The organism is Acinetobacter sp. V89_4 (assembly GCF_029967875.1).
GTDB lineage: Bacteria > Pseudomonadota > Gammaproteobacteria > Pseudomonadales > Moraxellaceae > Acinetobacter > Acinetobacter oleivorans.
On record NZ_JASCAI010000028.1, the window covers coordinates 169,367 to 181,251 of the forward strand.

Annotated in this window: 13 protein-coding genes; 8 read left to right on the forward strand and 5 right to left on the reverse strand. The window is 37.9% G+C overall.

The genetic code is table 11. From position 1 onward, the window contains the following. Positions 1 to 110 precede the first annotated feature (110 nt). The 4 genes from QLG01_RS12445 to QLG01_RS12460 all read left to right on the forward strand — a co-directional run bounded on the left by QLG01_RS12445 (position 111) and on the right by QLG01_RS12460 (position 2,407). Positions 111 to 569: a DUF6438 domain-containing protein gene (locus tag QLG01_RS12445; RefSeq protein ID WP_081399304.1), complete on the forward strand. Its 459-nt coding sequence runs from the start codon at positions 111 to 113 to the stop codon at positions 567 to 569. Between the two features lie 135 nt (positions 570 to 704). Further along, the gene (locus tag QLG01_RS12450) at positions 705 to 1,118 is read left to right on the forward strand and encodes a YeeE/YedE thiosulfate transporter family protein (RefSeq protein WP_224970901.1); all 414 of its coding nucleotides are present in this window, start codon (positions 705 to 707) and stop codon (positions 1,116 to 1,118) included. Positions 1,119 to 1,122: 4 nt separating this feature from the next. Beyond that, a complete protein-coding gene (locus QLG01_RS12455) occupies positions 1,123 to 1,536 on the forward strand; it encodes a DUF6691 family protein (RefSeq protein ID WP_282496554.1) in 414 nt (137 codons plus the stop codon). A 4-nt stretch (positions 1,537 to 1,540) separates the two neighbouring features. Beyond that, entirely contained in the window at positions 1,541 to 2,407 is an 867-nt protein-coding gene (locus QLG01_RS12460; RefSeq protein ID WP_282496555.1) for an MBL fold metallo-hydrolase, read from the forward strand. 53 nt (positions 2,408 to 2,460) lie between these two features. Here the strand turns inward: QLG01_RS12460 and pcaU are convergent, their stop codons facing one another. Continuing rightward, positions 2,461 to 3,273 carry an IclR family transcriptional regulator PcaU gene (gene pcaU / locus QLG01_RS12465; RefSeq protein ID WP_000030964.1) on the reverse strand — a complete coding sequence of 271 codons (813 nt, stop codon included), beginning with the start codon at positions 3,271 to 3,273 and terminating at the stop codon, positions 2,461 to 2,463. Positions 3,274 to 3,315: 42 nt separating this feature from the next. Then, entirely contained in the window at positions 3,316 to 4,236 is a 921-nt protein-coding gene (locus QLG01_RS12470) for a LysR family transcriptional regulator (protein WP_282496556.1), read from the reverse strand. Positions 4,237 to 4,324: 88 nt separating this feature from the next. Here QLG01_RS12470 and QLG01_RS12475 point away from each other — a divergent pair, with 88 nt between their 5' ends. Genes QLG01_RS12475 through QLG01_RS12490 form a run of 4 tightly spaced genes read left to right on the forward strand, consistent with a single transcriptional unit; the run spans position 4,325 to position 8,162 of the window. Next, a complete protein-coding gene (locus QLG01_RS12475; RefSeq protein ID WP_282496557.1) occupies positions 4,325 to 5,569 on the forward strand; it encodes an acyl-CoA dehydrogenase family protein in 1,245 nt (414 codons plus the stop codon). Positions 5,570 to 5,586: 17 nt separating this feature from the next. After that, positions 5,587 to 6,708, forward strand: coding sequence for a phosphotransferase family protein (locus QLG01_RS12480; protein ID WP_282496559.1), 1,122 nt, complete (start codon positions 5,587 to 5,589; stop codon positions 6,706 to 6,708). Further along, a complete protein-coding gene (locus QLG01_RS12485) occupies positions 6,705 to 7,403 on the forward strand; it encodes a histidine phosphatase family protein (protein WP_033847194.1) in 699 nt (232 codons plus the stop codon). Before QLG01_RS12480 ends, QLG01_RS12485 begins: the two co-directional genes overlap by 4 nt. Positions 7,404 to 7,418: 15 nt before the next feature. Then, positions 7,419 to 8,162: an SDR family oxidoreductase gene (locus QLG01_RS12490; protein WP_282496560.1), complete on the forward strand. Its 744-nt coding sequence runs from the start codon at positions 7,419 to 7,421 to the stop codon at positions 8,160 to 8,162. A 34-nt stretch (positions 8,163 to 8,196) separates the two neighbouring features. On the opposite strand, the gene QLG01_RS12495 is transcribed toward QLG01_RS12490, so the two are convergent. The 3 genes from QLG01_RS12495 to QLG01_RS12505 form a co-directional block, all read right to left on the reverse strand. Further along, on the reverse strand, positions 8,197 to 9,453 hold the full coding sequence (locus QLG01_RS12495; protein WP_282496561.1) for an OprD family outer membrane porin: 1,257 nt from the start codon (positions 9,451 to 9,453) through the stop codon (positions 8,197 to 8,199). 109 nt (positions 9,454 to 9,562) lie between these two features. After that, positions 9,563 to 10,912: an MFS transporter gene (locus tag QLG01_RS12500; RefSeq protein WP_282496562.1), complete on the reverse strand. Its 1,350-nt coding sequence runs from the start codon at positions 10,910 to 10,912 to the stop codon at positions 9,563 to 9,565. A 415-nt stretch (positions 10,913 to 11,327) separates the two neighbouring features. Further along, the gene (locus tag QLG01_RS12505; RefSeq protein WP_282496563.1) at positions 11,328 to 11,795 is read right to left on the reverse strand and encodes a MarR family winged helix-turn-helix transcriptional regulator; all 468 of its coding nucleotides are present in this window, start codon (positions 11,793 to 11,795) and stop codon (positions 11,328 to 11,330) included. Between the last annotated feature and the right edge of the window lie 90 nt (positions 11,796 to 11,885).

Consider the following 11,885-nt stretch of genomic DNA (forward strand, 5'->3'; position numbering starts at 1 on the left):
AGCTGTATGAATTGATGAAAACAATCACAAAAAATAGTCTTTAATGACAAGAAGTGTATGATTTGATAAATTAAAGCCACTTGATAATAATAGGTGATACGATGAGATTTTTGGTTCTTGCAACTTTATCTGGTTTAGCTTTGATGGGTTGTGCTTCTGTTCAGCAAGCACCGAATACACAAGAGACAATTCGTTATGCTTCTAGTCCATGCTTTGGCGCATGCCCGATCTATTCAGTAGAAGTAACACCTACGGGTCTAATTCGTTTTGAAGGCAAGCAATACACTAAAGCTATCGGTGTTAAAGAAATTCAAGGTAGCGTAAAAGACTATAAAAAACTTGCAGATGATCTAAAAGCTTATCGTCCTGAAACAGGTACACAATCTAAAACTGCGGGTTGTCAGCAAACGGCAACTGACATGTCTAGCTATTACATTTCATGGATTCAACCAAATGGCACGGAAACAAAATTAAGCCATTACACAGGTTGTATCTCTCCGGCAAATACTAGATTGAATAAGGTCATGGAAAAACTGCCTGAACAATTAGGCATTAAAGATCTAATTTAATGACAAAAGCCCCAAAACTTTGGGGCTTTTTCTTGTTAAGAAGAATTATAAACTCAAAAGTTTTATATTAAGTATTTCTAAAAGAATCAGCGTATAATACAGATTATAAAAACATATATTGTCAAGAGTGGTTATATGTCAAATATTGTCTATGCCTTTTTGGGTGGTTTATTACTCGGCATCGCAACAGTTGGATATTTATATATAAATGGTCGTATAGCCGGAATTAGTGGATTGCTTGCTCAAATCATTAATCCTACTAAAGATACTTTTAAAAGTTCTGCATTCTGGTTCATTGCAGGACTCGTGATTACACCTTTCATATATGGTTATTTTTATCAGCCTGAAATTGAAATTAAAGCCAATACATTTGCACTTATTTTAGCAGGTTTACTCGTTGGTTTTGGAACACGGCTAGGCTCTGGATGCACAAGCGGCCATGGCATTTGTGGTATGAGCAGGCTATCAAAACGCTCGATGATAGCGACAGCAGTTTTTATGTTTGCTGGCATGTTAACCGTTTATATTATTCGTCATGTGCTGGGGTAATCCAATGAAAAACATTTTTGCTTTTATATTTGGTGGTTTGTTTTCATTAGGCTTAATGATTTCGGGTATGTCTAATCCTGAAAAGGTATTAGGTTTTTTAGATATCTTTGGGCAGTGGGATATCAGCTTAATGTTTGTAATGTTAGGCGCAATTGCTGTGGCATTTATTCCATTTCAAAAGGCTATAAAAAGTCCTAAAACGCTTTTTAATGAGAAAATTCAATTACCAATGAATACACAGATTGACCAAAGATTAATTGTTGGTGCTTTTATTTTCGGTATAGGCTGGGGAATAGCAGGGATATGTCCAGCGCCCGCTTTAACTCTTATTGGATTAGGACATTTTGAAGCGCTTTATTTTCTTGTGGCAATGTTAGTAGGAATGTTTATTTACCGAGTCTTAAATAAAGGAAATTAAACCTATGCAACAACCTCTAGTAAAAGATTTTTTTGATGAAAATACCAATACTTTTAGCTATGTTGTTGCGGATTTAGCGACTCGTCAATGCGCGATTATTGATAGTGTGCTTGACTACGATGCAGCTTCGGCGACTACAAAAACAACTAATGCTGATCTGATTGTCGATTATGTCTTGGCTCAAAACTTTAAAGTGCAATGGATTTTAGAAACCCACGTCCACGCCGACCATATGACTGCTGCCCAATATTTAAAATCTAAATTGGGCGGTGACATTGCAATTAGTCAGAAGATTTCAATCGTACAAGAAACATTTTCTGCTATCTATAATTTTGATTTTAAGAAATTCAATGAAAATCAACCTTTTGATTATTTATTTGAAGATCATGAACATTTCAAAATAGGGGATATAGAAGCCTATAACATTCCTACACCAGGGCATACACCCGCTTGCTTGAGTTATGTGATTGGTGATGCTGTTTTTGTGGGTGATACTTTATTTATGCCTGATTATGGTTCGGCCAGATGCGACTTTCCTAAGGGAAGTGCTGCTGCACTTTATGATTCGGTACAAAAACTTTATACACTTCCTGACAACATGCGTATGTTTTTATGTCATGACTATAAGCCCGAAGGTCGTGATGAATATGTCTGTCAAACAGATATTAGAACCCAAAAGCAAAGCAATATTCATTTAAATCGACGAGTTTCCAAAGAATCATTCATAAAAATGCGCCAAGAACGAGATGCTACTTTGACAATGCCAAAATTAATTCTGCCTTCAATTCAAATTAATATGAACGGTGGAAACTTTCCGGAACCTGAAGCGAATGGCATCCGCTATTTAAAAATTCCTTTCAACTACTTCTAGAAATAGCCTAAGCAAATGATAAAATTATCTTATGAAAATAGCCTAAGCAAGATTTAAAGAACTTGTCTTAAGTCCCGAGAAGTCTCTTGCAATAGCGGCAAAATATGTTGAACTAAATATTCTTCAGTTGTTTTCATAGTCGGAGAGACAATATTTAAAGCTGCAACAACTTTAAAGTCTTGTCCATAAATTGGTACGGCGAGCGCATGAACGCCTAATTCGTGTTCTTCACGTGAATAACACCAGTCTTGTTCTCGAATCTCTTGTAGTAACTCTAAAAATTTATCATTTTCGACATGCGTATATTTAGTTAGACGCTGAAGAGGATATTTTTGAAGCCAATCTAATTGCTCTTCTTGGCTTAAATGTGCCAGTAAAATTTTACCTGCCGATGTCGCATGTGCAGGTAAGCGGTTACCCAAATGTAAGCCGTATGGATTTACACGGTCAGTTTGTTGGTGGGCAGCACTACGGGCAATGGTAATGGCTTCATAACCATCAAGTACCATCACTGAATAAATAAGTGAAGTTTGGTTCGTTAACAGATTTAATAAAGGTTGAGACACTTTTGGAAGCTGAGCTGCACCTAAATAAGCTCCTGAAAATTTAAGAACTTTCGGGGTTAAATAGTAATAGTGACCATCTGACTCAAGATAACCTAAATATTCTAAAGTTAATAAATGACGTCTTGCTGCCGCTCGGGTGAGCCCGGTTTTTTCAGCCGCCATAGAAATATTTAAACGATGTTGATTACTGCTAAAGCTATCTAAAATCGCCATGCCTTTACCAATGCCAGCAATGTAATCTTCATGACGAATCGTTTTTTTGTTGTCCTGATTCTGGATTATCCGTTCATCTTTACTCATTACTGGTCCTTGTACGATAGAAGCTTAGTAGATCAATTTGCTTTATTGAAAAAGTTTAATAATTTCATGTCGCAAAAATTGATGTCTTAAATTATCCCTTAAATCTTCGTGCCAAAACATACCCATTTTAATATTGGTTATCTCAAAAGGCAGAGAATGTAGGTAAATTTCAGGACTATAAGACAAATGCTGCAAAATCATACGAGGCATGGTCAATATTGCGTTGGCTTGAGCTGCCAGAACTTGTAATGCCGTTGAGTAGTTTTGACAGCGCATAAATACATTTCTTGAAATTTTTTGATGCTGGTTTAAATAAATATCTTCAAGCAAAGCGCCCGTACGGCGTGATGAAACACCAATGTGTCGTCCATTAATATAACGAGATAAATCGACTTCTTTAAGTTGACTACAAATGACGAACTCATCTGTTACCAAATGGTCAAAGGTAATTTTTGGAGATAAATATTGTTCTAGGTCAATGACGAAATCGAGCTGCTGCGTCGCCAAGTCCGCCATAATATGTTTTCGATCTAGCTTCATACTGACAAACTGCAAATCTAAATTAAGATTTTGAAAATGTTGAGCAAGCCTAGGAAGAATAATCGGTTCAATCTCATCATGAACGGCGATTTTTAAGCTTTTTAAACTGGTTGGATCAAAGACATGTTTCTGTTGGCTAATATTTTGAATCGTTAAAAGTGCTTGCTTAACAGTTGGATAAATTTGTTCTGCAAAAGGCGTTGCAGACATTTTATTGCCTACACGTATAAATACATCATCTTCAAGTTGCTGACGTAAACGCTGCAAAGCATGACTTGCTGCTGACTGTGTAATATTGAGACTGCTTGCCGCATTTGAAATACTTTTTTGCTCATAAATTGCGATAAATAGCGGATATAAATTGATATCAATTCGGTGAAAAAAACTTAAGTCTAGGCCATGCAGGTTATGAATATTATTCATGAGGTGTTATTTAATAAAATCATTTCATTCATATTAAGTTTCAAGTTATGTTGATGTAAAGACCAGATAATGATGTAAAGGAAAAAGAATGTTTGAACTCTCCAAGAAAGCTCAGGATTTTACCGAGCGAACAAGAAAATTTATTTTAGAAGAAATAGAACCTGTCGAAGCAAAATTTTGGGAAGAAGTTCACGAGTTAAATCCAGATGGAAACTGGAAAAAATGGCAATGGCCTGAGCTTTTAGAAACTTTGAAATCTAAAGCAAAGCAAGCTGGCCTTTGGAATATGTTTTTACCAGATGAAAAACTGGGTGCAGGGTTAACTGTTCAAGAATATGCGCACATAGCTGAATTAACTGGCCGTAGCTTATTGGCACCTACCGTTTTTAACTGTAATGCACCAGACACAGGAAATATGGAATTGTTATGGCGCTATGGTAGTGAGCAGCAAAAACAGCAATGGTTAGAACCTTTATTGGACGGAAAAATTCGTTCGGTTTTCTGTATGACTGAACCCGATGTTGCTTCAAGCGATGCAACCAATATGCAAGCAACTGCACTCATCGATGGTAATGAAATTGTTTTAAATGGCAAAAAGTGGTGGTCCTCTGGCTTAGGTGACCCAAATGCTAAAGTCATTATTTTTATGGCACATACTCCAGATGAAACTAAAGACCGCCATCATCAACACTCTATGGTTTTAGTACCGATTGACACGGCTGGTGTGGAAATTCAACGCATGTTACCTGTGTTTGGTGACTACGATGCACCACATGGACATGGTGAGGTTCATTTTAATAATGTTCGAGTACCTATTGAAAACTTTATTGGTGGAGCGGGTCAAGGTTTTGAAATTGCACAAGGTCGTTTAGGTCCAGGGCGTATTCACCATTGCATGCGCTGTATTGGAGCTGCTGAAAAAGCATTAGAACTCATGATTGATAGAGGCATGTCTAGAACGGCGTTTGGCAAAGAAATTTTAAAACTCGGGGGAAACCTCGAACGTGTAGCCGATGCGCGGGTAGCCATAGATCAAGCCAGACTTTTAACCTTGTATGCTGCTTATAAAATGGATACTTTAGGAAATATGGCTGCTTTAACAGAAATATCTGCAATTAAAGTAGTGGCTCCGAGTGTTTTAGAAAAAGTAGTCGACATGGCGATTCAGCTACATGGCGGTGCGGGCCTTTCAAGAGATACACCATTAACGGGTTTCTTTGCTCAAGCACGCAGTTTACGTTTAGCTGATGGTCCAGATGAAGTACATAAAGGCATGATTGCCAAATTAGAGTTGGCCAAACGTGGTTATTTCGGTCGTCATAAGAAAGTATAAGTTTAAAGGAAGTGAATATGTCGGTAATTGATATAGGCGGTGAAGTACGTGAAGGTGAAGAGCTTGATATTGGGGCAGTTGAAAACTGGTTAAAAAACCAAGGTGTTGAGTTGGTTGGCCCAGCAGTCGTTACTCAATATACAGGTGGGGCGTCGAATTGGACTTACCGTTTAAAGTATGAAAATACCGATTTAATTTTACGTCGTCCTCCAAAAGGAACAAAAGCGAAGTCGGCCCACGATATGGCCCGTGAATATATGGTGCAAAAAAACCTTGCGCCTTATTATCCGGTGCTTCCTAAAATGGTTGCACTTTGTCAGGATGAATCGGTCATTGGCTGTGATTTTTATGTCATGGAACGCATTGAAGGCATTATTCCTCGTGCAAAATTGCCACCTGAGCTTGGCTTTAATGAAGAAAATGTTCATGAGCTTTGTGTAAATGTTATTGATAAGCTGATTGAGCTACATCAAGTTCCTTATGAGAACACGCCTTTAGCTGAATTAGGCAAAGGTGCGGGATATTGCCGTAGACAAGTTGAAGGTTGGGATAAGCGCTATGAAAAAGTCCGTACTATTAACGTTCCTTCATTTAAATATGTTCGAAAATGGCTAAACGATAATATCCCTCAAGACTCTACGACTTGTATTATTCACAATGATTGGCGTTTTGATAATGTGATTTTAGATCCACAGCATCCAACAGAAGTGATTGGCGTGCTCGATTGGGAAATGGCGACCTTGGGTGATCCATTAATGGACTTGGGTAGCGCTTTGGCTTATTGGGTTGAGCCTACGGACAACATGATCTTCAGGTCAACACGCCGTCAGCCGACTCACTTAAAGGGAATGTTCTCTCGTAAAGAAGTCGTTGACTATTATTTGCAAAAAACAGGATTGGACCCTCAAAACTGGGCTTTTTATGAAGTGTTTGGTGTATTCCGTTTAGCAGTGATTGCCCAGCAAATATATTACCGTTATTACCATAAACAAACCCGAAATCCTGCATTTAAAGATTTCTGGATAGTGATTCATGCGCTACATATCCGAGCTTTAAAACTTATCGCACAGCAAAAATTGCAAGATTCTGAATTTGCTCAGCAATCTCTACAGAAAATACAGGGTATTTTAAGAAAATGACCACAATTTATCTGGTAAGACATGGTCAGGCATCATTTGGTAAAAGTAATTATGATGAACTGTCTGAAAATGGTGAAGCTCAAGCGACTTTATTAGGCCAATATTTTAAGCAAATATTGAAAGAACAACCGTATGTGGTTGCAGGAACTATGCAGCGCCACGAGCAAACTGCAAAGCTCGCACTCAATGAATGCTTTCCAGGTGCGGTGATTCATCATAATAATTTATGGAATGAGTTTAACCATCAACAGGTTTTTGCCCGTTATGAGCCGCGTTTTGAACAGCCTGAACTATTAAAAGCTGACGTGGCGCAAGAACAGAACCCACGCGCATATCTTGCCAAAATATTTGAAGGTGCAATTGGACGATGGACAGATGGAGATTTTCATCATGAATATGATGAGTCTTGGCCACACTTTAAAGAAAGAGTCGAAACAGCATTGCAGCAACTTTGTGATGAGTTAGCAAAAACCAAGCCTCGTTATGCCGTTGTTTTTACCTCTGGTGGTGTAATTTCTGTAGCAATTGGAAAATTGCTTGAACTGAGCCCCAATCGAACTTTTGCTTTGAATTGGGCAATTGCGAATACAAGCCTCACGACTTTGCGTTTGGTTGGAAATGAAGCTCAGGTTTTAAGTTTAAATGAACATCATTTTATAAAAGCTGAGCGTCCAGATTTACTGACATGGATTTAAAATAAGGATAAAAGCATGGCAAAGACGATTTTAATTACAGGTGCAAGTTCTGGATTGGGCGCAGGTATGGCGCATGAATTTGCTGCCAAAGGCTATAACTTAGCGATTTGTGCACGCCGTTTAGACAGATTGGAAACTTTAAAAACTGAACTTGAAAATCAGTACGGTATTAAAGTCATTGCAAAAAGTCTGGATGTCACCAATTACGATCAGGTTTTTGAAGTATTTCGCGCCTTTAAACAAGAGTTTGGCTATTTAGACCGAATTATTGTAAATGCGGGAGTCGGAAATGGTCGTCGTATTGGTAAAGGTAATTTTGAAATTAACAGAGCCACAGCTGAAACAAACTTTATTTCTGCTTTAGCGCAGTGTGAAGCAGCAACTGAAATTTTTAGAGAGCAAAACACTGGTCACTTGGTGGTGATGTCATCCATGAGTGCGATGCGCGGATTACCAAAACATTTATCGACCTATGCGGCGAGTAAAGCTGCGGTCGCTCACTTGGCTGAAGGTATTCGTGCTGAATTACTAGATACTCCAATTAAAGTCTCAACTATTTTCCCAGGTTACATCCGTACCGAAATGAATGAAGGTGCTAAACATCTACCTTTTGAGGTAGATGCCAAAACAGGATGTAAAGCTTTGGTCAAAGCTATTGAAAAACAACCTGTAAAAGCTTATGTGCCGCAGTGGCCATGGTTACCAATGAGTATTGCCATGAAGGTTTTACCATTAAAGTTGGTCAATAAATTAGGATAAAAAAATACCCCTAATTTTAGGGGGTATTTTCTAATTAGAACTTTTTGGTGTAATTGACGAATAAGCGGTCTTCGCCAAAGTCATTGCCGTGTTTTACGTTGTAATCAATCCGAATGTATTGCAGGGCAACACCTTTTAAGAACGGCTGCTGAAATGCGTAGTTTAAAATCACATTCGACTCGGTTTCGTGGTTTTTCTCACCATTTGCTGCTTTAAAGTCATGGCCATAAACATATTTCACCATCGCATTTAGGCCTGGCACATAATCTTTAAAGTCGTAGCCATACATGACATGGTAAGACTTTTCATCTTCTTTAAAGAAGCCCGTAGCATTCCAGTTAATAAAATAAGTTTCTGGTAAGAAACCATCTGGTAATGGGTAAGCTGATTCACCAATAATCTGTTGGTAACCCAAACCAAAGGTATGGTTTTTTACTTTAACGGTTTCAAGTAATCCAATGTTCTGCGCATCAATATCGAAGGTATTGCCATCATCTTTTGCATTGAAGTATTTGAATTTAGAGGTGAGGGCAAAAGTTGGCTGTTTCCACGTATGTTCAAGCCCAACATAATGCTTGTTATACAGATCTTCCAAATTGCCAAAATAATATTCGCCCTTTAAAGACGGCGTGAATTGATAGCGCAGGTCAATGTAGTTCAAACCATCAGATTCTTTGGTAATTCCATTTGATGTGAAAGAAAACTTTTTAAAGTCTTCTTCATTTCTTGGCGACACTTTTTCCACTCGGCCAATTTCGGCATAGAGCTGATCTGAAAGTTGTGACTTTAAGTTGGTTCCCCAATACGAAGTGAGTAACTGACGACTAGCATCGACTGCCGTTACAGGTAAATCTAGCCAGAGTTCACCGACACTTAAAAGTGTTTTGTCATAGCCCAGCTTTAAAGTCGCGCCGTATTTTAAATAGTCTGAAGCCTGAGATTGCGTTTCTTTATTAAAAGGCAAAACTGTGTCAGCGACATGTTTGTCTGAACTCAAGCGCACGGCGTATTGAACCGATGCATCGGCCCCAATTGTGATTGGCTTGTCTGCTATGACTAACGGAGTGTCATGCATTTTCGATTTATAAAATAAAGACGCTGCCTGAGACCAACTGCCAGTATCTTTTAAGGCATCATTATCAAAATCACGGTTAATGTAGGCATTTTTTAAAGTGAATTTCCATTCATCTTCAGTTTGCTGATTTGGATTTGCGGCCCATGAGTTGCTCCACATTAGTAATAAAGTGGCAACGGCTAAAGTGTTTGGTTTAAAACGGTGAAATAATTCCATAATCCATTTCCCAGATGTATGCCAGTCCTCGGCACTACGTAATTTTGAATATTTCGGTACTCTCTAAGCGTTTAGTTAGAGAGTACATTTTTGCAATTGGTGAGACCTATTAATTTAATTTTTCAAGCTTCATACTTTCACTAAAGAATTTGCAGCCTTTAAAAAGCAGAATTAGAGCCAGTACACACGACAGACCACCCACAATAGATAAAGAAGAACCCACCATTAACGGACTACCAAAAACTTTATCTGTGATAATGGCCACCAATGTTGTACCAATACCGAGTCCAATTAAGTTGCTCACCAAAAGGAATAGGGCAGAAAGGCGTGCTCTAAATTGGTTTGGGGCTAACATTTGTAATGCTGTTGCCGAAATTACTAGAGGGAAAGATGCAAAGAACATTGCAGGAATCAGTAAGCTAACTGAAAGCCAAAGCTGATCTGTTTGGGTAAAAAACGTGATTGGAATAATCAGGCCAACAATACCAATCACCCCCGTGAACATCGGTGCATCTTGGCGCCCTTTTTTAATAAACCAATCATTTAACCAACCTGCACAAAACACACCTAAGGTATTTGCAATTAACAGAATCGTACCGAGCATATAGCCTGTCTCAGTCGGTGCGAGTTGAAACTTACGAATATAAAATGCAGGTGTCCAGCTAGTTAGGCTATAGAGTGCCATTGCATAAAAGGTAAAACCTAAATAGTGACATGCAAATGTTTTCGAATGTTTTTTAATAAACTGAAGACATTGTGAGAATTTGACTTGATCAACTTGTCCATTTTGGTTGAGCTGTTGGCCTTTACGTGCAGGGTCTTTAACGGTCAGAATAAATAGCAGACCAATAATGATGCCGGGTAAACCTACTACAAAAAAGGCAATTTGCCATGCTTTAAGTGCGCCTAATAGTGGAACTTCAATGAGTGTCACGCCTTTAAGTAAGTTAATGACATAACCGCCAACTAAAAAGGCGATACCACCACCTAAAAAAGCGCCAATTGAATAAATCCCGACAGCACGACCTAGTTTGTCCTTACTAAACATATCGCTGAACATTGAATAAGCAGCTGGAGATAACGCAGCTTCACCTACACCGACCGCCATACGGCTCAAGAATAGTTGAATAAAGTTTTTACTTAAACCACAAGTTGCCGTTGCTAGACTCCAAACAATAATCCCGATTGAAATCAGTTTTGGTCGTGAAAAACGATCGGCAATATAGGCTAAGGGTAACCCCATAACCGCGTAAAACAGTGAGAAGGCAAGGCCATGTAACAGGCTAAATTGTGTATCTGAAAGTTGGAGATCTGCTTTGATGGGTTCAATCATCAGCGCCAGAATTTGGCGGTCAATAAATGAAAATATATATGCCAACATACAAAGTGTGACGACATACCATGCATAAGCATTGCTTTTCTTTTGTGTCCTTTCAACAGCGATATTACTTTGGTTCATACACTTAATCCTTATGTATAAAACGCTTAAAGAAATTGATATCTAACTTTTATTATTCCTCTGAAGTCTTCGATATTTCCCCCTTTTAGATAAGAATAATAAATAGGCTAGAAATGAGTAATTTGGTCTCGTACAGACCGGAAGAGTGCGTCTAAACCCAATTAGGAGTTAATGGGATTTTAAAGATCATGGAATTATTATTTTCTTTTTATATGTAAAATTCCATTACTTATTGAGTATGTTAGAATACCTAAAAAGTATGTTAAGTAAACAGATAGTAATAATTTATTGAATTAAGAAACTGATTTTTATTTATTTTTTAATATTGAAACTTATTTTAATAAAGAGCAGCGAGAAAAGAAGAACTATTTCATGCTGCTCTTGAGCGCATTGAACCCGATATCAAGTCAAATAACTAACTTGATGGCATGAGGTCAAATAATTTTTTTAACTGGTGATTTAAATTGTGAAGCTCATCTTCTGAAAAAGCATTTAGGATGCCTGCCAAGGTAACCACACTAATTTGATTAATCTGTTCAACCAGCTCGACACCTTTGGCTGTTAATTTCACCATCGAGATGCGTTCATCGGAAGTAGAAGAGTAGACCTCAACAATTCCATCTTCTACTAAGCGATATACAGCTTTTGTTGCTGTCGTTAACTTTAAGGTAGAAAGATTAGCGATATCGGTAATACTGGCTTCACCCAAAGCATTAGTACTTAAAATGATTTTACGGCGTGTATTATCAATACCTAGTTTTTTTATTGATTTTTCAATGAGTTGTGAATATTTTCCGTTAACTTGGGAAACCCAAAAAAAAGGGAAGTTTTGAATACTCGACGGTTCTTTATTAGGAAGAAATTGTTCTAAATGATCAAGCATAGCTAAGCAATAACTTAGTGAAAAAAGGGTAATCCTATTATAAACAAAATTTTGGATATTTCCTTGAGAACAAATTATAAAAAATACTTG